The organism is Pseudobutyrivibrio sp. C4, from assembly GCF_900111635.1.
Lineage (GTDB): Bacteria > Bacillota > Clostridia > Lachnospirales > Lachnospiraceae > Pseudobutyrivibrio > Pseudobutyrivibrio ruminis.
Genome location: NZ_FOHF01000001.1, coordinates 721,866 through 745,855, shown reverse-complemented (window position 1 = coordinate 745,855; position 23,990 = coordinate 721,866). Strand labels below are relative to the sequence as shown.

Sequence of the window (23,990 nt, the reverse complement as noted above, 5' to 3'; positions counted from 1 at the left end):
TAATGAAGAAATGGGGGGATTTTTGTGTATAATGTAGATGTAAACTTTTGCGTGTACGATGGAGAATAATAAATGAATTTTGAATTTGTTTTAGATAAGCTTAATAATTATAAGAATAATTTAAATAGAGAATGGCTTTTGACAAATGGCCTTGGTGGATATGGAAGCAGTAGCATTATCGGTGCACACTCTAGAATTCATCAGGGCTATTTGATTGCTAGCTTGCAGGCACCTGTGGATAGAGTGCTTGCGTTTTCAAAGACAAATGAGCGTCTTGTGTGTGGTAGCAGGATTTATGATTTGACGACTGCTCAGCATAAGGGTCCTTATACTAGCGAGTTTAATCAGGGTAATATGCACCTGAGCCAGTTTAAGTATGATGGTAATGTTACCTTTATTTATGAGGCGGGTGGTATGCGTCTCACAAAGACAATTACTTTGGTTCATGAAAAGAATCAGTGTACTATCGCATATACGTTGGAGAATAATGGTCCAGCAGCAGGTGTAGTTATCACACCTCTTATGAATTATCGAAAGCACTCAGCTCATATGACTATCAATGATTTGAGATTTGAGTTGCCAGAGGAAGTTTTCCAGGAGATTCGTAACGAGAATAATGGCAATGTTGGCTTTTACTATAGCCCAGTTAGTAATTCAGATGTGAGAATTTCTCTTATTTCTGCAGGCTGTGAGATGGTAAAGCGCAACAACGTGTACGATGAAAATATGGAGCTTCAGCATGAGCTTGATGATGGCAAGGATGGTTTGGATTGTCATATTAAGCCATATGATTTTGTTATGGAAGTTGCGGCAGGTGGAGTTTCAAAGGCTTCATTTGTTTGTTCAGTGGATGTGAAATCTAGCACTGGTCGCAAGAAGGTTAACTGGCCAGATTTTGAAGATATTGATAGAGACACAGCTTTTGTAGAGGCTGAAAAAGAGAAGAATAGAGTTCAGGAGCTTATTGAAACTGCTGGATTTGATGAGGATGATGAGCTTGCACAGGTTCTTACAGTTGCGGCAAATCAGTTTATCGTAAAGAGAAAGTCTTCTAATAAAAAGAGTATTATTGCAGGCTATCCATGGCTCACAGACCGTGGTAGAGATGCAATGGTGGCGTTCACAGGCATTTGCCTGGAGACAGGTCACTTTGATGATGCCAAATCAATTCTTCTTACATATGCAAAGTATATCAAAAATGGTTTGCTTCCTAATGAGTTCCCAGAGGAGGGAGGCACACCTTCAAACAATACAGCGGATGCGTCACTTTGGTATTTCTATGCAGTATATAATTATCTGAAATACGTTGATAATGATGAGGCGTGGAAGTTTGTTGAGGATGAAATTTATCCTCATCTTCAGGAAATCATGGGAGCGTACAGAAAGGGCACATCATATTCTATCAAGATGGATGATGATGCTTTGATGCAGGTAGGCAAGTGCAAGCCTGTTGATATTAATGCTCTTTGGTACAATGCACTTATGACAATGGAGGAAATCTCACGAGGAATCGCCAGAAGAACTCACAACAAGCCAGAGAACTATCTGGCGTACGCAGGTGGTTGCAGCCAGCTTGCTATCTGGGTTAAGGAGGCATTCAACACAGATTTCTGGTACGAAGATGGCGGCTACCTATACAATTCCATCAGCGAAGAGGAGAAGGATACAGCGCTCTGCCCTGATCAGCTTTTTGCTATCAGCCTTCCATTTACAATGCTTGACGTTGAAAAGGAAAAGTCTGTAGTAAAGGTCGTAAAAGACAATCTGTATGTTGGTGTTGGTATCAAATCATTGGAGGAAGGCACAGCCTGGGGCTTCATGCTAGGTGCATTTATTGAGGCATATCTTAAGGTTGGCGGACATAGCGCACAGGCTATCGAAGAGGCAAAGGCTATGTTTGAGCCAGTAGAAAAGCATCTTGTAACAGAATGTATTGGCAATTACTCAGAGAACTTTAACAGTGAAAAGCCATATCAGCCAAAGGGATGTTTTGCGCAGGCTTGGTCTGTTGGTGAAATACTTAGAGCATATGCACTCCTTAAAAAATAGTTTTGAGGGAAGAATATGATTAAAACAAGATTACTAAAAATGATGAAGCAAGGCACACGCCACGTGTTCATGTCAATTCTATGGCAGTGGCTTGGTCTTGTTGCTCAGATTATCATAGTAGGTTGCTTTGCCAGAATAATTGGCGGCACATACGCCGGCAAATTAGACACAAAGCACCTGGTGATTTATCTTGCAGTTGCCTTGTTTTGCATTTTTTCTAGATTAGTTTTTGACAGACTCTACACTGAAGCTTCTTTTGAAGCCAGTGTAGATGTAAAAAAAACGATGCGAGAGGAAATCTACAGCAAGCTTCTTCGTCTTGGAAGCAGCTACCGTAGCAAGGTATCCTCTGCGCAGATTACCCAGATGATGGGAGAGGGCGTTGAGCAGCTGGAGATATACTTTGGAAAGTATATCAGCCAATTCGTATATGCGTTACTTGCTCCCCTCACATTATTTGGAATTCTATTTCAATACAATTTGAGAGCGGCAGTTGTTCTACTTGTCGCAGTTCCACTTATTCCAATTGTTATAATGATAGTTATGAAGGTTGCCAGAAAGCTTTTGGACAAATACTTCAAAGTATACTATGGCCTGGGAGATACATTCCTTGAAAAGCTTCATGGTCTTACCACTCTAAAGATTTATGAGTCTGATGGACAGGCAGCGGAGGAGATGGATGTAGAGTCAGAGCGTTTTAGAAAAATCACCATGAAGGTTCTTTCTATGCAGCTCAACAGTACCATCGTTATGGATATTGTTGCCTATGCAGGAGCAGCAGTGGGAATCATCACCACAATCAGTGAGTTCCTAGATGGAAATATGACTCTCGTTAGCGCCATTATGTTTTTGCTTTTATCGGCAGAGTTTTTCCTTCCAATGAGACTCCTTGGCTCATACTTCCACATTGGTATGAATGGAATGAAGGCGGCAGACAAGATATTCGAGTTCTTAGATTTGCCAGAGCCTGAGGCAGGGAAGTATTTAATTTCAGAGGGACCATACGACATTCGATTTAAGGGGGTGTCATTTGCTTACAATAAAGAGGAGACATTAAAGGATATCTCCATGGATATTCAGGCGGGACAGCTTGTTTCAATTGTAGGTGTGTCAGGCTCAGGAAAGTCCACAATCGCCAGCCTCCTAAGACAGCAAAACAGAAACTACAAGGGATCAATTACTGTTGCAGGCAAGGAGCTCAAGAATATTTCCGAAGCATCACTTATGTCTGCCATGACAGCAGTTTCTTTGAATAGCTATATTTTCCACGGAACAGTTCGTGACAATCTTCATTTGGGTAAGCCAAAGGCTAATGATACAAAGCTTGTAAACATTCTAAAGCTTCTAAATCTTTGGGATGAGCTTGCGCCTTTAGGCGGACTGGAGTTTGAATTGGCAGAAGGCGGAGCCAATATTTCAGGCGGTCAAAAGCAGCGCCTATGTATAGCAAGAGCCTTGCTTAAAAACTCACCAATTTATATTTTTGATGAAGCTACCAGCAATATCGATATGGAATCAGAAGAAATCATAATGAGTATCATCCGCAAGCTTTCGAAAGAGCTTGGAAAGACGGTTATCCTTATATCACATCGTCTGGCAAATGTTGTGAAGTCTGATCAAATATTTATGCTGGATGGGGGAAGTGTTGTAGAATCTGGAACTCATAGTCAGCTGATTAAGAAAAATGGAGCCTACGCTACTCTTTACAAGAAGCAGCATGCTTTGGAAAACTATGCAGGAGGTGCCATGTAATGAAGAATCAAACATCTGGATTAAAAATCATGGCACGTCTAATTGGCCTGGTGAAACCACTGATATTTATTATGATTCTTGGAATTTTGCTGGGAAGCCTTGGGCATTTATGCGCCATTTTTGTAACAGTGCTTGGAGCTGAGGGCATAGTGATGGTAATCAACAGTCTGGAGAACCCGGTACTTGTTCGTACCTTGCCAAAGTTTTTCCAGCTTATTGTAGTAGTTGCAATACTTAGAGGTCTGCTTCATTATGGAGAGCAGTATTGCAATCACTACATTGCCTTTAGAATTCTGGCCATCATCAGACACAAGGTTTTTGATAAGCTTCGTGTGCTGTGCCCAGCCAAGCTAGAAACAAAAGAAAAGGGTAATCTTATTACCATGATTACCACTGATATAGAGCTTTTGGAGGTGTTCTTTGCTCACACCATTTCACCTATCGCAATTGCGATAATAGTGTCATTGTTTATGTCAGGATTTTTGTGGCTACAGTATCCAGTGGCAGGTATTATTGCTGCTATTGCTTACCTGACTGTAGGTGGAATGATTCCTGTTTCTAACGAGATGAGTTCTGCCGAGGCAGGGCTTAAATTCAGAAACAAGTTTGGCAAGATGAACAGCTTTATCCTAGGTGCTTTATATGGCATCGATGATACCATTCAATTCAAAAATGGTCATAAGCAGCTAAACAGATTAAATGCAAAATCAGATAATCTGGCTGAAATCAAATCTGATTTGGTGGACTACGAAAAGAATCAGAAGCTACTTACAAATCTGTCTATACAGGCGTTTTCATTAATCATTTTGGCGGTAATGGTTGTTGCCTACAACAAAGGCCGTGTCTCATTTGAACAGGTGATGATAGCTGTTGTTGGTATGATGAGTTCATTTGGGCCAGTGGTTGCCCTTGCATCATTGTCAAACAATCTGAATCAGACTCTTGCCAGTGGCGAGCGAGTCCTAGCACTTCTTGATGAAAAGCCTCTTGTAGAGGAAGAGACTGATGGGGTGGATTTGGAAATGGTTGCCAACTCAAAGGGCAATATCGCCACAGTAAACAATGTTTCATTTGCCTATGAGGATGTGGAGGTCATCAAGGACAGAACCATCGATATTCCAAAGGGACAAATCCTCGGAATCCATGGTCCAAGCGGCTGCGGCAAATCCACATTGCTTAGACTTTTAATGGGATTTTGGAAGCCTGATAAGGGGCAGATTTATTACTACGACAAAACTGAGGGGCCTATCCAGATAGGTGATGTGAACACGGCGTCCCTCAGAAAGAACCAATCCTTTGTCACACAGGAAACATGGATTAGCCAGGATACCATTGCAAAGAATATCGCGGTGGCAAAGCCGGATGCAACCATAGAAGAGATTATGGAAGCAGCGAAGAAAGCCAGCATTCATGAGTTTATTATGAGTCTGCCAGAAGGCTATGACACAAAGGTGGGAGAGCTTGGCTCTACACTTTCAGGTGGAGAAAAACAGAGAATCGGCATTGCACGTGCGTTCTTGCATGGCGGTAACATGCTTCTTTTGGACGAGCCAACCAGCTCGTTAGATTCATTGAATGAAGGAATTATCCTGAAATCTCTCAAGGAAGAGGCCAAGGACAAAACGGTAGTGTTAATTTCTCACAGAAAATCCACTATGGGTGTGGCGGATTCCGTAATAGATTTTTAAAAATTATATGTTAAACTATGGCTTATGAAGAAATATCTTAGTTTATTATTAGTATTTACCATAATCATTAGCTTCGTAGGATGTGGAAAGAGCTCTGAAGTAGGAGACGTGGATGTGGATTTAACCACAATGTCATCTACAATGGTTTATTCCTATGTGGCAGACATGCTTGCAAATCCATCCAACTACAAGGGGCAGCTTGTGCGAATGGATGGGGACAGCAACACCACTCATGGTGGCACACATTCTTGTATTGTTTACGACGCTTTGGGGTGCTGCACTGAGGGAATTGAGTACCTGCTTCCTGAGGACGAGGAGTACCCGGACGACGGTGAGGCAATCACAGTAGTTGGTACTTTTGCCACATATACAAAGGGCGAGGGTAAATATTTTGTATTGATTGACGCAGTCATCGAGTAAAGTTCAGATAAATTTTAGAAAAATTTAAGAGAGTTTACCAAGGTTTTTTGGTAAACTCTTTTTATGTGGAATAATTATCATTGAAACTAAATTTGTTTAGGATTCAATAAGAAATAGGAGAAAGTTTTGGAAGAAAGTATATATGGCAACCATCGCAGTGAGATGGAAAATGTTATGAATATAATCCTTGGTTCAATTGATGAGCTGAGGGAGGATATGATAAAGGAATTTGGCAGTGATCCGGTGGAACATTGTCTGGCTCGTATTAAGGACGAGGAAAGCATGCGTGAAAAATGCAGAAGGCAGAATCTTCCTGAGACTACAGAATCAGCATTGGAACAGATTCATGATGCTATCGGAATCAGAGTAGTATGTGCCTTTATCAGCGATGTTTATTCTGTCCGCGACCACCTTAGAACACTTGATAAGGTGGAAGTAATCGAGGAAAAGGATTACATCAAACAAGCTAAGCCAAACGGCTACAGAAGCTTGCACATGATTCTGAAATACGATAATAAATATTTTGTAGAGATACAGTTAAGAACTATTTCTATGGATACTTGGGCTGCGTTAGAGCATCATATGCGCTACAAGAAAAAGGTATCCAAAAGCGATGCACTTATTAGCGCAGAGCTAAAAAGATGTGCCGATGAGTTGGCGTCTACTGATATGTCTATGCAGACCATCAGAGATTTGATTCGCTCAGAAAGCATTGACGAATAAGAGAGGAAATTTATGAAAATATTACTTGCTGAAGATACACTTGATTTAAATAAGGTTATTACATCCATGCTGGAAATGCAGGGATTTGTAGTAGACAGTGCCATTGATGGAGCACAGGCTTTAGAGCTTGCACTTAGCAATGGCTATGATGGCATCATCCTAGACATCATGATGCCAAAGATGGATGGACTTGAAGTATTAAAGGAAATCAGAAGAAGAAACATTGTTACACCAGTGCTGATGCTTACAGCAAAGGCAGAGGTAGATGACAGAGTAGAAGGGTTGGATGCAGGAGCAGATGATTATCTTACCAAGCCTTTTGCCATGAAGGAGCTGATGGCTAGAGTAAAGGCCATGACAAGACGAGGCAGCCAATACGCAGCAAAGGAGCTTTCTTTTGGAGATATCACACTTAAGGCTGAGAGCTTAGAGCTTATTTGTGCCAACACAGTTCGTCTGTCATTAAAGGAATTCTCGTTGATGCAGGCACTTCTTTTAAATCAGGAACATCCAGTGGACACAAACTATCTAATAGAGCATGTTTGGAATGATGAAACAGATGTTGAGGAAGACACAGTTTGGCTTTATGTAAACTTCTTACAGGGCAAGCTGGAGTACATTAATTCTGGAGTAACTATTAAAGGTGAAAAGGGCGGTTCTTTCCAGGTGGTAGTGAATGAGTGAAAAATCAATTCGAGCATTAAAGAATAAGTTCATAATAACTGCAATGGTGTCATTCTTTATTGTAATGAGCTTTATTGCAGGCTGCATTTATGTTATCAACTCACTGATGACTCGTGGACAAATCAAAGATAACATTATGTATATTGTTGAAAATGATGGTATCTTGCCTATGCAGTATGAGAGTATCGAATCAGATGATGCTAACGATAACAAAGATACAATCGATAATAACAACGATTTAGTGTATCAGCTTGAAAAGCTTTTTGGAGTGGATAGCGATTACAAATCTGATGAATTCTATTATTCAACCAGATATTTTGCTGTGACTTACACTGAGTCTGGTGAGGTGGAAAAGGTAATTACATCCCACACTGCAGCAGTGGAAGCGGATCAGGCAGTGACATATGCCAACACAGTCATGAAGCGCTGGTTCAAGTTTGGAAGCTACGATGACTATTATTATATGGTTGCCGCAAGAGATGCCGGTGGCACAATCGTTGTAGTTTTGGATTGTAGCACTCAGGTTGCTATCAATCGTCGACTTGTATTACTGGCTTGTATCCTGATTGGATTTGGTATGGTGATTTCTGCAGTTGTTATCAAATCCTGGGCTGGTAAGATTATTCAGCCTGAAATCAAGAATGCAGAGCTGCAAAAATCATTTATTACAAATGCCAGCCACGAGCTGAAAACACCACTTGCGGTTATCAAGGCAAATACAGAAATGCTTGAAATCATGGGCGTTGAAAACGAATGGACTCAGTCTACCATGCGCCAGGTAGATAGACTGACTGGCCTTATTCAAAACCTTGTTCTAGTTACACGAGCAAGCGAAAAGGACAGTAAAGAGGATAGAGTAGAGACAGATTTCTCGGCCATCGTCACTGACACTGCAAAGTCATTTGAGGCGGTAGCTATTTCCGATGAAAAGACAATGGAGCTTAGCATAGCTTCTGATGTAAAGCTTCTAGCTCATGAGGGAGACATCCGTCAGATTACAACACTGCTTATCGACAATGCCATAAAATACTGTGATCCAAAGGGAAAAGTAACTGTTGGACTTGGCAGTGACAAAAAGCATAAGCACATCTACTTACGAGTTTCAAACAGCTATGAATCTGGAGCAGGCATTGATTACCACCGATTCTTTGATAGATTTTACAGAGGTGATGAAGCCCATAATATCGACAAGGAAGGCTATGGCGTTGGTTTGTCTATTGCTCAGGGGCTTATGGAGCGCTATCACGGTGATATCAAAGTAAACTGGCGCGATGGCATCATCACGTTTACTTGTATTTTTTAAGTATTTTCAAGAAACTGGTTAAAATATCTTACGTTATATGGCATAATGATTGATAGGGAGAATAGATAAGAGGGATGGGTATGTATTATCTGGTTTGTTTTATCTGTTCGCTAGCCATATTAATATGGATAATATCTAATGAAAGAAAGCTTGGCACAAACGCGATTCTTGTAGCCTTTGTTACTGTTATAGGTGACGCAGGTTACTATGCTCTGGCCAGCTCCACATCTTTGAATGAGGCGCTGCTTAGCAATGAATTGATCTACATTATAGGTCTGTTTGCGCCAATGCTTTTCTTTTTTAATATCTGCGATATCTGCAAAATTCATTTATATACAAAGACAAAAATCGTTTTGTATTTGATACAGATAGTTCTATTTTTATCTGCCTGTACGGCAGGCCAGCTTGATATTTTCTACAAAACAGTGGAATTCCATTATGGACCTTATGGTGGTTATTTAATTAAAACATACGGATTTGCTCACACCTTGTACCTGATATCTCTGGCATTTTATTTCATTATTTCAATTGCAATTTCTTTTAAATATAGCAGAAAAAAGAATGTCGTTAGCGCAAGAGATGTGGACATTCTAATCTTTTTATACTTCCTGATGTTCAGTGCATATGCAGTTGAACGACTGATTCATATGAAGGTTGAATTGATGCCTTTTATCTATACGATTGGTATCTTTGGAATTCTGATTCCGGTGGTAAAAATTGCCAACTATGCAATTGAAACCAACCCGGAAATCCTGGAGGGAGAGCTGAAGGATACAGGCCTAATTGTTCTGTCAAATAAGCTTTTATTTATGGACTGTAATGAGAATGCTTTTAACCTTTTCCCCGAGCTTAAACAGTGGGAGAAGGAAGAAAAGATTCCTGGAAATGGTGGCAGGTTTAACACCTTCCTTAGACAGGATTTGATGAAGTACGTTGAATCGGGCGCTGAGGATAGTATGGCTGGCAAGGAATTCACCATGCAGGAAGAAGATTATTACTTAGAGTTTTCAAGGCTTCACAAGGGAAAGAAAGCAATAGGATACTTGATTAAGTTTACCAGGAAGAACGGATAGTTGCGGGAAGGTATTGTATGGATCATAAAAAATCCTTGATTGAAAATCTAGTGGAATGGTGTGTTTACTCCATTATAGCAATGTCGCTTTTTATGGATGTTGTTGCTATTTTTTCCACGGACGTGGCTCACGAGGCACCAGTGGGCTCTTTTGCAGCCCAGGATTTCAATCAGGATTGGATTTTGGAAATGGAAGATGGCACCAAGGGGATTATACAGCTTCCATTTTTGACTGATTTTAATGGAGAAGAAGTTTATGTAATTACAAATACATTGCCAGATAATCTGCAGGACAACAGTAGCCTTATGTTTCGCGCAAACATCGAGGATGTTTATGTTTACATAGATGGCGAGCTCAGGTCAGAGTATTCCACAGAATCCATTCCATTTATGTCCTACTATATTCCTAGTGCATATGTGGTTACCAAACTATCTTCGGAAGATGCATCAAAGAAAATCACAATCAAAATCCGCGCAAAGGTGTATGGCATCATAAATGAAATAAAACTAGGCGATGGAAATAACGTCTGGTTCAATGTAATCTATCAGAATATCCCGGTAAATCTTGCAGCCGAAATGATTTTATCGCTTGGAATAATTCTTCTTGCGCTTTCACTTATTTTTTCAAAGACTAATCTGAATCATAGATTGGTGTTTTATCTGAGCTTGCTTATGATAGACATCGCTATTTGGATGTTTGCAGAATCAATGATACGTCAGCTGATTTTTGCGAAGACAACTATGATTCAGTATTTTTCTTATTCATCAATGGAGCTAGTGGGAGTGCTGGCTTGCATGTATTTCGATGAAGTTCAGCATAAGTATTATCACAAATTCTATTTTATAGCGGAGTTAGTGGGCACGATTGTAATAGCCTTAAACTTCACCTTGCATTTTGCAGGATTGGTAGAGCTTTTCAAGAGTTTACCAGTAGCCCACCTGATAATGGTGTTGAGCCTTTTGATGAGTATGTGCACAATAGTCAACGATGTCCGAATAGGCAGGATAAAAGAATATCAGGTAGTAGCAGTGGGCATGGATTTGATGCTTGCTACATGTGGAATGGAGATAATTGCATTCTATACTACTGAAAATCATGCCTTTGGATTATTTGCATGCATTGGTTTGGTATGTTTGATGATTACAACCGTGGTGCAGATTCTTGTGGATTGGACTGCAGAGACAAAACGACGAGAAGCAGAGCAGGCAATGGCTACCGTAAATACGATAAAAACTATCGCTGGCACAATTGATGCAAAGGATGAATACACAGGTGGTCATTCAGAAAGAGTGGGATATTATGCATCTATCCTGGCAAGGGAAATGGCTGCTGATTATGACTTTACCGAGGAAGATATTGAGCGCATTAAATACATTGGCAACATGCACGATATTGGAAAAATTGGTGTTCCTGATAGTGTCCTTAACAAAACTGAGAGGCTAAACGATGAGGAATATGAAATCATAAAGAAGCATGTAGAAATTGGATCGGCCATTATGGATGGTATGGATTCAACAATACAGGATTTGAAGGATGGAATCAGATATCATCATGAAAGATTCGACGGAAAAGGGTATCCTGATGGTCTGAAGGAGACGGAGATTCCACTTGTTGCCAGAATAATTTGCCTGGCTGACTGCTATGACGCTATGACATCGGACCGTGTGTACAGAAAGCGTCTGGACGATGAGACAGTTCGAGCTGAAATCCTTAGATGCGCCGGCACCCAGTTCGACCCAGCTCTGGCGGAGATATTTGTCAGGGTGCTGGATAGAGGAGATATGAAGGCGGTAAGGTAGGATTATTTTGGAGTGAGATTGGAATTGTAGAGCCAGTGCTTTTGCACTGGCTCTATTTTGTGGGGCGGGGCTTGTTTTGGGCTTGAGGCCGGGCTGTGCGGGTTTGTTTTGGGCTGCGCGGGCTGTGCGGGCCGGGACTACTGCCTGAGAGAAGATTTTGATATTAGGCAGTAGTGGAATAGGCTGACGCTACTGCCTGAGAGAGATTTTTGATATTAGGCAGTAGTGGAATTGGCCGTGGCTACTGCCTGAGGCGAGATTTTGAATTTAGGCAGTAGTGGAATTGATCGTGGCTACTGCCTGAGAGAGGACTTTCGAATTTAGGCAGTAATGGAATAGGCTGGGTCTACTGCCTGAGAGAGGATTTTTGAATTTAGGCAGTAGTGGAACTGGCTGACGCTACTGCCTGGGGAGAGATTTTGAATTTAGGCAGTAGTGGAATTGATCGTGGCTACTGCCTGAGAGGAGATTTTGATATTAGGCAGTAGTGGAATTGGCTGTGGCTACTGCCTGGGGAGAAATTTTGAATATAGGCAGTAGGAAAAATGGCCGGGCTTACTATCTGGGAGAAAAATTTGATTTTAGATAGTAAGAAAGTAGGCAAAACTTACTATCTGAAACGAAAAATCAAATCTAGATAGTAAGAAAGCGTACAAATCTTACTATCTGAAATGAAAAATCAAATCTAGATAGTAAGAAAGTGGAGCAAACTTACTATCTTAGGAGGAAAAGAGATTCCAGAGAGTAAGAAATCAGGAAATAACTACTATCTATAAGATATAGTTTTTGTCAGGCAGTAAAGCTTTGCTATTGATACGTGAGTAAATATAAAAAATATAGTTGAAGTATAAACGTAGGATGTTTATACTGAAGAAAAGAACATCCATTGCTTGCTAATAATTTAATATAGTGAGGTAAGGTGGGATGATAATACGAAAGCGAAATAGTATTTCACCTACTCCTATTGAGCATTGTATGGGAGGCGAAGGTACTGTTATGATGGAACGCCTTCTTGAAGGTTCGGACGAAATGCTTAATAAGGGTAGAGCTTATGTACGTCATACTCTTAATCCTGGAGTTACTATAGGTAAACATACTCATGAGGGTGAGATGGAAAGTATGGTTATAATCTCAGGAAGAGCCAAACATATTATTAATGGTGTTACTCAAGAGCTTGAGGCAGGAGATATAATAGTTGCTCAACCTGGAGATACTCATGAGATAGCTCAAACAGGAAAAGAACCGTTGGTTTTAATTGCACAGGTTCTTTTTGAATAGGAGAAGTGTATGAATGAAAAAATAATAAGTGCTGATATTTTGGACTCTTTTACAAATCCTGATAGAACGACAATTGATAAACTATTGGTAGATGAGTTTTTGTCAGCAAATATAAAAATAGTCGTTTTGGATGATGATCCGACTGGAGTTCAAACGGTTCATGATGTTTCAGTTTATACAAACTGGAGTATAGAAAGCATTCGTGAGGGGTTCTCAGAGAATAATCGTCTTTTCTTCATACTGACAAATTCACGCGGATTTACAGAGGAACAAACAAGGAAAGCTCATATAGAAATTGCGGAAAATGTCAATAAAGTAGCAAAGGAATTCAACTGTGATTATATAATTATATCTCGTGGAGATTCTACTTTAAGAGGTCATTATCCTTTAGAAACACAATTGCTAAAAGAAGTTTCAGAGGAAAATGGCGTAGCCATTGATGGAGAAATTATATGTCCTTATTTCAAAGAGGGCGGACGGTTCACAATTAACGATGTTCATTATGTAAAATATGGTAATGAGCTTGTACCAGCAGCACAAACCGAATTCGCTAAGGATGAAACTTTTGGATATGCAAAGAGCAATTTATGTGAATATGTGGAAGAAAAGACAAAAGGAGCATTCACTGCAAATTCATGTAAATCTATTTCTTTGGAACAATTGAAAAACTGTAAGTACGATGAAATAGAAGCGATACTTATGGATTCTAAAGATTTTAACAAAATAATTGTTAATGCGATAAGTGATGAGGATGTAGAAGTTTTTGCAATTGCGTTGTATCGAGCAATGAAAAAGGGGAAACATTTTGTTATACGATGCGCAGCTGCACTAGTTAAAGCTATTGGTAATGTAAGTGACAAACCAATACTCACTAGAGAGGAGCTTCGCGTATCCGATAATTCTGCTGGTGGGATAATAGTTGTAGGAAGTCATACAAAAAAGACTACTGCACAATTGGAAAAATTAAAGGGAATAAAAGGTATTGAATTCATAGAGATGGATTCAGATTTAGTCTTAGAATCAGGAGCACTTGAGAAAGAGGTAGACAACATCCTATGTAAGGAAGAAGAACTCTTGAAAAAAGGGATTACTGTGTGCGTTTCTACAAAGAGAACTTTACTTAAAGTGAATAATGATACCCCGGAGGAGGCCTTGCTTAGATCAGTAAAAATAAGTGAGGCGTTAAAGGATTGTGTTGGCCGATTGACAGTAAAACCATCATTTATTGTTGCAAAGGGAGGAATTACTTCAAGTGATGTAGGAATCAAGGCATTACAAGTAAAAAAGGCTATAGTGATGGGGCAAATACAGCCAGGTGTTCCTGTGTGGAAGACTGGCGAAGAATCAAAATTTGCAGATATCCCATACGTGATTTTCCCTGGAAATGTTGGGGCAGAAAACACTTTAAAAGAAGCAGTGTCAACTTTAATTTAATAGTAAAGATGTAACATCCTATGTTTTGTAATCAATTAACAAAACATAGGATGTTTTCTTATTTGTTTTTGCTAATTTACACAAATATGATAATGTGTAAGAATTGAATTAAGCAAACATAGGATGTTCAATAGCAAGTTAAAAAGAAAGGAGAATAATAATCAATGAAAGTAGGACTGGTATATACAAGTACTACGCCAGAGCTAATTGAACTCGTAGAAGAAGAGGTAAAAAAGCAATTAGGTGAGGATGTGGAACTGTATAGCATTCAAGACCCATCGATTCTTGCAGATACTCGAGATGCAGGGTATGTAACAACAAATGCAGCTGCTAGACTTATAACAATGTATATGCAGGCAGCACAAGAGGGATGCGATGCAATTATTAATCTGTGCTCATCAGTTGGAGAGGTTGCAGATAGCGCACAGGATGTAGCTAATTATATTGGAGTCCCTATTGTAAGGGTAGATGAAGAAATGTGTCGAGATGCGGTGAGAAGTGGTACTCGAGTAGGTGTTATGGCAACGCTGCCAACAACATTAGAACCTACAAAGAATACTATCAAAAGAATGAGCCGTGAATGTGGAAAACATGTTGAGCTGGTGGACTGCTTGGTAGAAGGAGCTTTTGGTTTAAATCAAGAAGAGTTTAAACAAAGAATGGCTGATTCAGCTAAACAAATAGTAGACAAGGTTGACGTAATTGTTTTTGCACAGGGGAGCATGGCATACTGCGAGGAATACATTGAAAACTTATTGGGGGTTAAAGTAGTTTCAAGTCCTCGTTTTGGAGCAAAAGAATTGAAGAAGGCGCTGATAAAAAAAGGTTGTATAGCAGAGTAACAGTGTGAAATGAATGGGGTTAAATAAAGGAGAAAAGTTATGCATAAAAAATTATTATCTTTAATAGTTGTTGCAACAATGGGGTTATCTTTAATGGCTTGTGGTTCAAATTCTAGCACTACTGCAGAAGCAGGAACAAGTGATACAACTACATCCGAAAGTGAAGCAAGTGGTGATATGCCACAAGTAACAATTAAATTAGGATTCTCAACAAACGAGGAGGATCCTAGAGCTAAAGCGGCTACTCAGTTTAAGGAAGAAGTTGAAGAAAAAACAGGAGGAGCTGTTACAGTTGAATTATATCCATCAGGACAGCTTGGTGGAGATGCAGATTTAATAAATTCAATTTCGTTGGATTCAGGTACAGTAGATGTTATTATCACTGATGCATCGAACTTTGCAACATATGAGCCATTGATGGGAATCTCAGCATTGCCATTCCAGTTTGAAGATTTTGATGAAGCCTGGGCATTTATGGATAGTGACATAGAAGCAGAGGCAGAAGCTGGACTTATAGATCAGAACATGAGAGTACTGGCTCATTATTGTAATGGTTTCCGTTGTGTTACAAATAGTAAGGGGCCTATCGAATCACCAGATGATATGAAAGGATTACTAATTCGTACACCAGAGAATCCTGTTATTATGTCTACAATGACAGCCCTTGGTGCTAACCCTCAGCCTTTGTCATTTGCTGAATTATATCAGGCATTACAGCAGGGTACATATGATGCACAGGAAAATCCTATTCCAGTAATTTACAATAACAATTTGTACGAGGTACAGGAATATTTATCAGTTACAAATCATATTTACTCAGGTATGTGCTTCACAATTGCTGAAAGCACATGGCAGAAATTATCAGCAGAGGAACAGGAAATTGTTGAGGCAGCGGCAAAATCTTCTGCAGATTATGATAGAGAGTTAAACAAACAGCAGACAGAAGACTTGGTAGCAGAACTAGAAGCAGCAGGAATGAAGATTAATTATCCAGATCTCGAACCATTCGCAGAAGCTACAGAATCAGTTCTTACAGACAACGCTTCAACATACGGTGATTTATTAACAGAGTTGGAGTCTTGGAAGGCATCAAGATAATTAATAGATTACGTATAAATGTAGGGCAGCAATAGCTGCCCTATATAAAAGGAGTAATGTCATGATAAAAGCGAAAGAGTGGATGGAAAAGGTATCAATTGTCATTTCTTCGGTAATGACAGCTGCTATGATAATCATACTTTTTGTTAATGTTGTTTTACGTTATATACCAGGGATTGGCGGATTCAAGTGGTATATGGAATCAAGCCAGTACCTAAATGTTTGGGCAATGCTTTTAATTGGTGCTCAAATTACAGTTACAGGAACACACTTAAAAGTAGAAGTGCTAGATTCCTTAGTTGCAAATAATAAGCTGGCGACAAAAGTTGTTAAGGTTATCAGAGGAATTTTTATTACATTATTCTACTTAGCAATTGCATATAGCGGATGGATGCTAGCATCCAAAGCAAAACAAGCTATTTCTACAATGCCTTCTTTTACAATGGGACAGGTATATATAATGTTTCCAATTGCTGGAATAATATGTGCGGTGGCTTCAGTGATAAACATTATTATTGTGATACTAGATAATGAAAAGGGGGGAGAATAGGCATGATTGCTTGGCTGTTAATATCATTTTTTGTTTTGTTATTTATGGGTGTGCCTATTGCAATGGCGCTTGGCTTATCAGCAATTGGTGGCATACTTTTTATGGGCGGAGGTAACATTGTTACAGTCTCCCAGAGAGCCTTTGAGGGAATGAACAGCTTTACATTATTAGCTATTCCTCTATATACCTTTGCTGGGTTTACCATGAGCAAGGGTGGTATTTCAAAACGTTTGATGGATTTCTGCTATTCAATAGTTGGTCATATTACAGGAGGTTTAGCACATGTAAATGTATTGTCTTCAATGATATTCGCAGGAATATCAGGATCTGCTGTAGCAGACACAGCTGGTGTTTCTGGAATGTTCATGCCTGAGATGGTGAAAAAAGGATATTCAAAGAAATTTACAACATCTGTAACAGCAATTTCTTCAACAATAGGTATTATCATTCCTCCTTCAATTCCTATGGTTGTAATAGCGGGAATCTGTGGTATATCAACGGGAAAGTTGTTCTTAGGAGGAATTTTACCAGGAATTATTCTAGGTCTTGCACAGATGGTAGTGTCATATTTTATTGCTAAAAAAGAGGGCGTACCAAAGGAACCTGGAAAGTTTTCGATTAAAGAAGTAGGAAAGGGATTTATAGGAAGTTTACCAGCTTTATTAATGCCAATTATCATTGTAGGAACAATTATAACTGGAATCGTTAGTCCAACTGAGGCTGGTGTAATAGCAGTTGTATATGGTCTTTTTGCAGGGGGAATTATTTACAAAGAACTTAAATGGGAAGATATAAAATTTGCAATGGTAGAAACAGTAAAGACTAGTGGAAAAATCTTTATTGTAATAGCAGCTGCAAAGCTTTATACAGTAATGCTTACTACTGCAGGATTTGATAAGTGGCTTGCAGGTAAGATGCTTGGATTTACAACAAATCCAACTATCATCCTTATTATGATTCTTCTAATATTCTTCATTGTTACAATGTTCATGGAGTCAATTGCTACTTTGACATTGTTTATGCCTATACTATATCCAATTGCAACAAATGTAGGAATTGATCCAATAGTAATGAGTGTGTTAATTACTGTAGTAATAGGAGTTGGTCTAGTTACACCACCTGTTGGAATGTGTATATATGTAGCATGCGATTTGATGAATCTAAAGGTTGGAGAAGTGTTACCTAAACTGGCTCCATTTTTATTCGCAACGCTATTATGCATAATTCTTTTCATTGCATGCCCATGGTTAATAACCGCGCCAGGCTTGCTGATGAAATAGCTAAAGAAGTATACTATAAAAAAAAGCATAGGAGTATTAATTAATGGGGATGAATGAGAACAATAAAGTATCTGTAGTAGATATGGTTTTGGATGGTATTATTTCCGACATTATAGAGGGACGACTCAACCCTGGAGATAAAATTCCAACTGAACCTGAATTGTGTAAGCGTTTCGGAGCAGGAAGAAATTCGGTGCGTGAGGCAATAAAAAAGTTAGAGGCTAATGGAATATTATATATAAAGCGCGCAGATGGGACTTTCGTATCTGAAAACTATAATCACAAGATGTTAGACCCTATGCTTTATAGCATTATTCTTAAGAAGAATAGTTGGCATGATTTTGTGGATTTAAGGTTCGTAATTGATATAGGGACTCTGCAATATATCATCAATGAAATCAATAAGGACGAAAAATTCAATGATGTGAGAAAAGTATTGTTACAAATGGAGGCAGAGCTTTGTGAGGAAAATCCTGATATCGATGCCCTTTTGGAACTAGACAGAAAATTTCATTCTATTCTAGTAGAAAAGGCAAACAATCCACAATTAATAACGATTACCGATTATATAACTCGTCTTACGCTCCCTTCAAGAAGAGCCACGATTGAAAAAATAATATCTGATGGGCAAACAGATGAATTTATAAGTTTGCACCGTCAAATGTTAGAGGTAGTTGAAAAGAAGGAGGCAGATAAGGTAGTAGAGACAGTTATGAATCATTACAAATACTGGAAATAACGCGAGGTATCAAATGAATAAAGTTATGATTTCTGTTGCACCTGTGGATGCGGCTGATACTAGTTATGATGCTAGAGCTATAGCAGATGATGTAATAGAATGCTATAAGTTGGGAGCATCGATGGTTCATTTACATGTTAGAGATGAGCATGGAAGGCTCACACCTGATATGTCACTTTTGCAGGAGACTGTTGAATACATTAAAGAAGCCTGTGACATTGTGATAGAAATCTCCACTGGTGGAGTGTCAGATTTGACCATAGAAGAAAGATGCCAACCATGTTATGCTTCATATGTTGAGGCAACAAGTTTAAATGTTGGCTCAGTCAATCTGGGAGAAGCGGTTTACCAAAACCCAATAAACGATGTGGAGTACTGCGTTGATAAAATCCTCAAGAATAATAAAAGACCGGAGATTGAGGTGTTTGAATTAGGTATGGTAAATACGGTTAAGGAGTTAGATAAAAAGTTTAATTTTACAAAACCTATTTGCTTTGCATTGGTGTTTGGTCACGGAGGCGAAATGCCTGCTACAAAAGAAGCATTTCATCATATGAAATCATATCTATATGAATTATTTGATGAAGATGATGTTCGTTGGGGATATACCCAAGCACATAGAAAAGATTGGGATATGATGGGGTATGCACTGGATAATGGTGCACATTCTCTCAGAGTTGGATTTGAAGACTCACACCATTTGTCATGGAACAAAGTGGCAAAGACAAATGCAGAAATTGTTAAAGCTGCAGTAGATTTAGTAAAAGAAAAAGGTATGGAGCCTATGACTCCAGCTGAAGTAAGAGAAATGTTTAAAATATGATAGTAAAAAGGGCACTGGTTACAGTGCCTTTTTTAGTTCAATAAAGATTTTGTAGTTAATCAACTGCACCTGCAATCAGTGAAATCACACCTACTGCGATTAGTATTGGCAAAGCCAAATACATCAATCCACCAAATACAAGTGCTAACAAAAACAATGGTAGGAAAACAATATAAAGCATTATTTTAAAAATGCCCCATGTAGCTCTAAAAGCTAAACCAATCATCTTTCCAAAAACCATGAAAAATAAAATTCCAAATAAAACTGACATAACAATGCCTCCTTTGTTATACAACGTCTACTGGATTATCATCCATTACAAGAGCTGCAACGATGTAGATGATAATTCCGCTTCCACCTGCAAGTGTAACTGCTGCCCAAATCAATCTTACAAGTGTTGGATCTACATCAAAGTATTCTGCGATTCCGGCGCAAACGCCACAAATCTTTTTATTGTTGCTTTTGTATAATCTTTTTCCGTTCATATTAAGTACCTTCCCTTTCTATAAATAAGTGGTTTGTTTGATTTCTTACTTAGATTTTACATTTATATTTCTTACTAATATATCACTATTTTGGCAAATCAATATATGCTATTTTTCTTTTTTAGCAAAATAGATATAATGATTTTAAATAGGAGGATGATACTGATGGGAAGAAAATCAATTAGAGAAGACAAAAGTGTATATTTCAAGGCTCGTGAGGAAGCTGGACTTACAAGAGTTCAGGCTAGCGAATTGATAGGTTCGATGACAGAAAGTCGTCTTGAAAAAATCGAAACTGGTAAGGTTGCAATCTATCCGGAAGATGTTGTGGATTTGGCAAACGCATACAAGCGCCAGGATTTATGCAACTATTACTGCACTCATCAGTGTAAAATCGGCCAGGAAACAGTCCCTGAGGTGAAGATGTCATCTCTGCCTGAGATTGTACTTGGTATGTTGTCCGCGTTGAATTCTCTCAACAATCAGAAAGAGCGTTTCATTGATATCACTGCCGACGGTATAATCTCTGATGATGAAATTGATGATTTTCTTGCGATTCAAAAGCAACTTGAGCAAATCGATTTGACTGTGGAATCGCTCAAGCTTTGGGTATCAAAAATGATTTCCGAGGGAAAAATTAATAAAGATAAGCTTAATTAGTCAGGTTTTTCTGACTAGGTAAGTTATTTTTGCGTACTTGATATAATTTCCGTACCACATATAATGTTCTTATCAGCTGATTAAAAGAAAGATGATTAGAATAGTGAGGTACGATTATGGAATATGTATTTACATTAGATAACTTTAATTCGGAAGTATTAAACAGTGACAAGCCTGTTCTTATAGACTTTTACGCAAACTGGTGCATGCCATGCAAAATGATGGGGCCAGCAGTGAAAAAGATTTCAGAAGAATATGATGGAAGAGCAAAAGTTGGCAAGGTCAATGTAGATGAGCAGCCAGAACTAGCTAGTCAATTCAATGTGAGAAGCATTCCATTTTTTGCAATCGTCAAAGATGGTAAGCTAGTAGACAGCGCCCTTGGCGCAATGCCAAAGGCTGCTCTTGAGGAAAAATTGAATAAGGTCCTCTAATCGTTTGATGAATACATCACATAGACATTCGTTACTGATACTGATTTGTGGTAAAATTTAGTAAGTTAGGTCGAGAATAATGAGATGGGGTTAAACAAAATGACAATCATACTAGAAAACATTAGCAAATCATATGATGGTAACAAGGTTCTGGAGAATCTTAATGTGGAAATAGAAGATGGCAGATGCTATGCATTTGTTGGGCCTAAGGGGTCAGGCAAGACTACAGCTCTCAAAATCTTTATGGGGATGGAGAAACCGGATGAGGGAAAAGTGTGTAGGATGGGAGATTACAAGTATCCTACATTGCAAAGTGCATATGTTTCCCAGGATGGCCAGCTGAATCTGAAGAAGGATGCCATCTGGAATGTAAAAAAGGCTCACAGATGGGCCAGCAAAGGAAGAGCCATAGAGGAGCTGACCCGCTTTATAGAGCCTGACAGACAGTGCATCCCAGTGTCGGAACTATCTGTTCCAGAGCGTAGGTTGGTGGAGCTGGTAAAGGCTTTGTTCACGCCAGCAGATTTTATAGTGCTGGATTCTCCATTTGAGGGAATGGATGCTGATACCAAGCAGAAGACCATAGATTATCTGCTAGATATAAAGGGTAGCAGACCGCTTATAATTGCCCAGGAAGATGCTGAGGGGCTGGATTTTGCTAGAAAGGTTTGCTTGTAGGAATAGATGAATTTGACGGATGATAAAATAGAAATCAAATATAATTGGAAATATAGATTTACTTATATATTTTTTTCTTTAGCAGTTTATGCTTTTGCGGCAATTTGTATAGTAGATGTGCTGTCCTCGGAAGAAAGACGTGTATACTGCATTACTGACAATATATGGCATATAATCGGTTTTTTAATATTTTTAGGAGTTATATTATTGTTTACATATGGAGCTGCTTCTGCTTTATATGACCGGATAATCATAGAAGGAAGTTACATCACTATTAAGCAAATATTTACAAAAACAGCTGATGGTGATTCTAATTTGATAGAGTATTTTTCTTTAAAGAAAGATAGCAAGGTAAAAAATGCGAAAGCCCTTGAAATCTATTATCAAGGAGAGTGCTGGTCGTGCTCAACTGCAGATTTAACGTCCAATAAACATGAACTAATTGAGTATTTGCAAAAAAGATGTAACAAGAGACCGGTGAATAAGAGTGCTTCAAAGAAGGAGGAAAAGCAGGAAAAACGAGAAAAAATGTATTTTAAACCACCTTCATTGATTGCTAGATACTATGTTATGATTTCACGCTATTTGTTTAATATAGCAGCTTTGATATATTTCTTTTTTATTCAAGGTGGGGAGATTGTTCCTACAAATCTATTGTGGAAAGTGTGTATGGTGGCCTTTATATGGGTGGCTGCAAGAATCATTTTCTGGCAAGATGCTATGTTGTTTCAATGGAACGACGAGTTTCCGGACAAAGTCAATTGCAAAAGAAAGTTTTGGTTCAATCCAGATTTCTTCTTGGCTACACCGATAATTGGAATCGTATTATTGTATATGCGTGCTCGTTACGCTTGTAATAATTATCATATATACGAATTGGGCTATATGAATGTAGCTATTTTAGTTTTTACGTTTGCTTTTTGGCTAGTAATGTCAATCATAAAAAATATTTTTTATGGAAGAAATACGATGCCAATCAGGATAAATATGGTAAGGCAGCTTTTAATTCTGTTTGTGATATTGATGCTTTCAGGGCAGATTGTGTACTGTGGTTCTATTATGCTTTGCAGAGAGCCAACAGTAATTACTGCAGAATTACGTAGCAAACACAGTTATAGTAGTAGAAGAGGAGGCACCACCTACATATTTCAAGTTATAGATGATGATGGACTATACGAAGAGTATAAGGTCTGGTCAAATACATACAGCCAATACGAAGAGGGCGATGCGGTAACCATATTGGTTTACGAAAGTGTATTTGGCACAGAGTTTAGACATTTGGAGGAAGAGTACGACTAAATTTAATAAAGGATGGATAAAAATAGCATCTTATTTGACGTGCGTCAAATAAGATGCTATTTAAAGGATGTAAAAGGAGAAGTAACAAGTAACACTTGACTATTAAATAAAAGAGGACTATAACAGAGTCGAACACGAGAAACAAACGAAACGCCAATTGAATATCGACATTCCGCAAATTTCCCTGCTCAAATATTTGTATTTTAGGAGGAAGAGACAAATGGATACTTACAGAGTACAAAGACGTGACATGGAAAAGAAGGCAAAGAGGTTGAGAAGAGAAGGCTACGTTACAGGTAACCTGTTCGGTAAGGATATCGAACAATCAATCCCACTCCAGTTCGAGGTTAAAGAAGCTGAGGCTCTTAGAAAGAGCGGACACACTCAGATGACTTTGGATTTGGAAGGAAAGAAGTACAATGTGTTACTTAAAGAACTACACTATGATGCAGCTAAGCATCAGATTGTAGAGATGGATTTCCAGGAGCTTGTTAAAGGCGAGGTTATCCACGCAACAGCAGAAGTTGTTCTTGAAAACAAGGAAGCTGTTACAGAAGGTGTTTTAGAGCAGCTAGTATCAGAGGTAGCTTACAAAGCAAAGGCCGAAGATGTAGTTGAGAAGATTGAAATAGACTGCAGCTCACTGAGACTTGGTGATACAGTAACTGTTGCAGATCTTGCTATTTCAAAGAACAAGAAAGTTGATGTAACCACAAACGCTGACCAGGTAGTTGTTGAGGTTATTGCTTCAAAGAACCAGGTTGCTGATGCTGAGGATGAGGATTCTGAGCAGGCAGCTTCATAAAAGATATGATTTTAGGGAGTCTCCGTTGGAGGCTCCTTTTTTGTAGGGATGGATAAGAAAATAAAGTGCCATAAAAGTACCACTGTGCTATACT

General features: G+C 38.8%; 24 protein-coding genes. 22 read left to right on the top strand and 2 right to left on the bottom strand.

Going from position 1 to position 23,990, the window contains the following annotated elements:
- The first annotated feature begins 72 nt into the window (after nt 1-72).
- The 17 genes from BMY66_RS03520 to BMY66_RS03440 all read left to right on the top strand — a co-directional run bounded on the left by BMY66_RS03520 (nt 73) and on the right by BMY66_RS03440 (nt 19,535).
- Nucleotides 73-2,049: an amylo-alpha-1,6-glucosidase gene (locus tag BMY66_RS03520; RefSeq protein ID WP_090394138.1), complete on the top strand. Its 1,977-nt coding sequence runs from the start codon at nt 73-75 to the stop codon at nt 2,047-2,049.
- Between the two features lie 15 nt (nt 2,050-2,064).
- Complete coding sequence (locus BMY66_RS03515) at nt 2,065-3,801, top strand: ABC transporter ATP-binding protein/permease (protein ID WP_090394137.1); 1,737 nt, start codon at nt 2,065-2,067, stop codon at nt 3,799-3,801.
- Nucleotides 3,801-5,489 (top strand): amino acid ABC transporter ATP-binding/permease protein, encoded by a 1,689-nt coding sequence (locus BMY66_RS03510; protein ID WP_044933815.1) that lies wholly within the window; start codon nt 3,801-3,803, stop codon nt 5,487-5,489. Before BMY66_RS03515 ends, BMY66_RS03510 begins: the two co-directional genes overlap by 1 nt.
- Before the next feature lie 24 nt (nt 5,490-5,513).
- Nucleotides 5,514-5,909: a hypothetical protein gene (locus tag BMY66_RS03505; RefSeq protein ID WP_143064495.1), complete on the top strand. Its 396-nt coding sequence runs from the start codon at nt 5,514-5,516 to the stop codon at nt 5,907-5,909.
- Nucleotides 5,910-6,035: 126 nt separating this feature from the next.
- Nucleotides 6,036-6,632 (top strand): GTP pyrophosphokinase, encoded by a 597-nt coding sequence (locus tag BMY66_RS03500; RefSeq protein WP_242839248.1) that lies wholly within the window; start codon nt 6,036-6,038, stop codon nt 6,630-6,632.
- A 12-nt stretch (nt 6,633-6,644) separates the two neighbouring features.
- The gene (locus tag BMY66_RS03495; protein WP_090394136.1) at nt 6,645-7,316 is read left to right on the top strand and encodes a response regulator transcription factor; all 672 of its coding nucleotides are present in this window, start codon (nt 6,645-6,647) and stop codon (nt 7,314-7,316) included.
- A complete protein-coding gene (locus tag BMY66_RS03490) occupies nt 7,309-8,619 on the top strand; it encodes a sensor histidine kinase (RefSeq protein WP_090394135.1) in 1,311 nt (436 codons plus the stop codon). Before BMY66_RS03495 ends, BMY66_RS03490 begins: the two co-directional genes overlap by 8 nt.
- Nucleotides 8,620-8,699: 80 nt before the next feature.
- Complete coding sequence (locus BMY66_RS03485) at nt 8,700-9,692, top strand: histidine kinase N-terminal 7TM domain-containing protein (protein ID WP_090394134.1); 993 nt, start codon at nt 8,700-8,702, stop codon at nt 9,690-9,692.
- A 17-nt stretch (nt 9,693-9,709) separates the two neighbouring features.
- A complete protein-coding gene (locus BMY66_RS03480) occupies nt 9,710-11,491 on the top strand; it encodes an HD-GYP domain-containing protein (protein ID WP_090394133.1) in 1,782 nt (593 codons plus the stop codon).
- Nucleotides 11,492-12,415: 924 nt separating this feature from the next.
- On the top strand, nt 12,416-12,769 hold the full coding sequence (locus tag BMY66_RS03475; protein WP_090394132.1) for a cupin domain-containing protein: 354 nt from the start codon (nt 12,416-12,418) through the stop codon (nt 12,767-12,769).
- Nucleotides 12,770-12,778: 9 nt separating this feature from the next.
- Nucleotides 12,779-14,203: a four-carbon acid sugar kinase family protein gene (locus BMY66_RS03470; protein WP_090394131.1), complete on the top strand. Its 1,425-nt coding sequence runs from the start codon at nt 12,779-12,781 to the stop codon at nt 14,201-14,203.
- Between the two features lie 164 nt (nt 14,204-14,367).
- Nucleotides 14,368-15,045: an aspartate/glutamate racemase family protein gene (locus BMY66_RS03465; protein WP_090394130.1), complete on the top strand. Its 678-nt coding sequence runs from the start codon at nt 14,368-14,370 to the stop codon at nt 15,043-15,045.
- A 39-nt stretch (nt 15,046-15,084) separates the two neighbouring features.
- A complete protein-coding gene (locus BMY66_RS03460) occupies nt 15,085-16,143 on the top strand; it encodes a DctP family TRAP transporter solute-binding subunit (RefSeq protein WP_090394129.1) in 1,059 nt (352 codons plus the stop codon).
- Nucleotides 16,144-16,204: 61 nt separating this feature from the next.
- A complete protein-coding gene (locus tag BMY66_RS03455) occupies nt 16,205-16,693 on the top strand; it encodes a TRAP transporter small permease (protein WP_090394128.1) in 489 nt (162 codons plus the stop codon).
- 2 nt (nt 16,694-16,695) lie between these two features.
- The gene (locus BMY66_RS03450) at nt 16,696-17,973 is read left to right on the top strand and encodes a TRAP transporter large permease (RefSeq protein WP_090394127.1); all 1,278 of its coding nucleotides are present in this window, start codon (nt 16,696-16,698) and stop codon (nt 17,971-17,973) included.
- Nucleotides 17,974-18,016: 43 nt separating this feature from the next.
- Nucleotides 18,017-18,712 (top strand): FadR/GntR family transcriptional regulator, encoded by a 696-nt coding sequence (locus BMY66_RS03445; RefSeq protein ID WP_090394126.1) that lies wholly within the window; start codon nt 18,017-18,019, stop codon nt 18,710-18,712.
- A gap of 13 nt (nt 18,713-18,725) precedes the next feature.
- Nucleotides 18,726-19,535 carry a beta-keto acid cleavage family enzyme gene (locus BMY66_RS03440; RefSeq protein ID WP_090394125.1) on the top strand — a complete coding sequence of 270 codons (810 nt, stop codon included), beginning with the start codon at nt 18,726-18,728 and terminating at the stop codon, nt 19,533-19,535.
- Nucleotides 19,536-19,590: 55 nt separating this feature from the next.
- Here the strand turns inward: BMY66_RS03440 and BMY66_RS03435 are convergent, their stop codons facing one another.
- Together BMY66_RS03435 and BMY66_RS03430 are read right to left on the bottom strand one after the other, a co-directional pair.
- Entirely contained in the window at nt 19,591-19,806 is a 216-nt protein-coding gene (locus BMY66_RS03435) for a hypothetical protein (RefSeq protein WP_083380679.1), read from the bottom strand.
- Between the two features lie 16 nt (nt 19,807-19,822).
- A complete protein-coding gene (locus tag BMY66_RS03430) occupies nt 19,823-20,020 on the bottom strand; it encodes a PspC domain-containing protein (RefSeq protein ID WP_090394124.1) in 198 nt (65 codons plus the stop codon).
- Nucleotides 20,021-20,185: 165 nt separating this feature from the next.
- Here BMY66_RS03430 and BMY66_RS03425 point away from each other — a divergent pair, with 165 nt between their 5' ends.
- The 5 genes from BMY66_RS03425 (at nt 20,186) to BMY66_RS03405 (ending at nt 23,896) form a co-directional block, all read left to right on the top strand.
- Nucleotides 20,186-20,680, top strand: coding sequence for a helix-turn-helix domain-containing protein (locus BMY66_RS03425; RefSeq protein WP_090394123.1), 495 nt, complete (start codon nt 20,186-20,188; stop codon nt 20,678-20,680).
- A 116-nt stretch (nt 20,681-20,796) separates the two neighbouring features.
- Nucleotides 20,797-21,114, top strand: a complete 318-nt coding sequence (gene trxA, locus BMY66_RS03420; protein ID WP_090394122.1) for a thioredoxin — start codon at nt 20,797-20,799, stop codon at nt 21,112-21,114.
- 84 nt (nt 21,115-21,198) lie between these two features.
- On the top strand, nt 21,199-21,792 hold the full coding sequence (locus BMY66_RS03415; RefSeq protein WP_090394121.1) for an ATP-binding cassette domain-containing protein: 594 nt from the start codon (nt 21,199-21,201) through the stop codon (nt 21,790-21,792).
- Between the two features lie 6 nt (nt 21,793-21,798).
- Complete coding sequence (locus tag BMY66_RS03410) at nt 21,799-23,091, top strand: hypothetical protein (protein ID WP_090394120.1); 1,293 nt, start codon at nt 21,799-21,801, stop codon at nt 23,089-23,091.
- A gap of 220 nt (nt 23,092-23,311) precedes the next feature.
- Nucleotides 23,312-23,896, top strand: coding sequence for a 50S ribosomal protein L25 (locus tag BMY66_RS03405; protein WP_044933835.1), 585 nt, complete (start codon nt 23,312-23,314; stop codon nt 23,894-23,896).
- Nucleotides 23,897-23,990 lie beyond the last annotated feature (94 nt).

What these genes read in the sequence shown, in the direction of transcription:
- BMY66_RS03520 (WP_090394138.1), top strand. Translation starts at nt 73, where the DNA reads ATGAATTTTGAATTTGTTTTAGATAAGCTTAATAATTATAAGAATAAT.
- BMY66_RS03515 (WP_090394137.1), top strand. Translation starts at nt 2,065, where the DNA reads ATGATTAAAACAAGATTACTAAAAATGATGAAGCAAGGCACACGCCAC.
- BMY66_RS03510 (WP_044933815.1), top strand. Translation starts at nt 3,801, where the DNA reads ATGAAGAATCAAACATCTGGATTAAAAATCATGGCACGTCTAATTGGC.
- BMY66_RS03505 (WP_143064495.1), top strand. Translation starts at nt 5,514, where the DNA reads ATGAAGAAATATCTTAGTTTATTATTAGTATTTACCATAATCATTAGC.
- BMY66_RS03495 (WP_090394136.1), top strand. Translation starts at nt 6,645, where the DNA reads ATGAAAATATTACTTGCTGAAGATACACTTGATTTAAATAAGGTTATT.
- BMY66_RS03490 (WP_090394135.1), top strand. Translation starts at nt 7,309, where the DNA reads ATGAGTGAAAAATCAATTCGAGCATTAAAGAATAAGTTCATAATAACT.
- BMY66_RS03485 (WP_090394134.1), top strand. Translation starts at nt 8,700, where the DNA reads ATGTATTATCTGGTTTGTTTTATCTGTTCGCTAGCCATATTAATATGG.
- BMY66_RS03480 (WP_090394133.1), top strand. Translation starts at nt 9,710, where the DNA reads ATGGATCATAAAAAATCCTTGATTGAAAATCTAGTGGAATGGTGTGTT.
- BMY66_RS03475 (WP_090394132.1), top strand. Translation starts at nt 12,416, where the DNA reads ATGATAATACGAAAGCGAAATAGTATTTCACCTACTCCTATTGAGCAT.
- BMY66_RS03470 (WP_090394131.1), top strand. Translation starts at nt 12,779, where the DNA reads ATGAATGAAAAAATAATAAGTGCTGATATTTTGGACTCTTTTACAAAT.
- BMY66_RS03465 (WP_090394130.1), top strand. Translation starts at nt 14,368, where the DNA reads ATGAAAGTAGGACTGGTATATACAAGTACTACGCCAGAGCTAATTGAA.
- BMY66_RS03460 (WP_090394129.1), top strand. Translation starts at nt 15,085, where the DNA reads ATGCATAAAAAATTATTATCTTTAATAGTTGTTGCAACAATGGGGTTA.
- BMY66_RS03455 (WP_090394128.1), top strand. Translation starts at nt 16,205, where the DNA reads ATGATAAAAGCGAAAGAGTGGATGGAAAAGGTATCAATTGTCATTTCT.
- BMY66_RS03450 (WP_090394127.1), top strand. Translation starts at nt 16,696, where the DNA reads ATGATTGCTTGGCTGTTAATATCATTTTTTGTTTTGTTATTTATGGGT.
- BMY66_RS03445 (WP_090394126.1), top strand. Translation starts at nt 18,017, where the DNA reads ATGGGGATGAATGAGAACAATAAAGTATCTGTAGTAGATATGGTTTTG.
- BMY66_RS03440 (WP_090394125.1), top strand. Translation starts at nt 18,726, where the DNA reads ATGAATAAAGTTATGATTTCTGTTGCACCTGTGGATGCGGCTGATACT.
- BMY66_RS03435 (WP_083380679.1), bottom strand. Translation starts at nt 19,806, where the DNA reads ATGTCAGTTTTATTTGGAATTTTATTTTTCATGGTTTTTGGAAAGATG.
- BMY66_RS03430 (WP_090394124.1), bottom strand. Translation starts at nt 20,020, where the DNA reads ATGAACGGAAAAAGATTATACAAAAGCAACAATAAAAAGATTTGTGGC.
- BMY66_RS03425 (WP_090394123.1), top strand. Translation starts at nt 20,186, where the DNA reads ATGGGAAGAAAATCAATTAGAGAAGACAAAAGTGTATATTTCAAGGCT.
- trxA (WP_090394122.1), top strand. Translation starts at nt 20,797, where the DNA reads ATGGAATATGTATTTACATTAGATAACTTTAATTCGGAAGTATTAAAC.
- BMY66_RS03415 (WP_090394121.1), top strand. Translation starts at nt 21,199, where the DNA reads ATGGGGTTAAACAAAATGACAATCATACTAGAAAACATTAGCAAATCA.
- BMY66_RS03410 (WP_090394120.1), top strand. Translation starts at nt 21,799, where the DNA reads ATGAATTTGACGGATGATAAAATAGAAATCAAATATAATTGGAAATAT.
- BMY66_RS03405 (WP_044933835.1), top strand. Translation starts at nt 23,312, where the DNA reads ATGGATACTTACAGAGTACAAAGACGTGACATGGAAAAGAAGGCAAAG.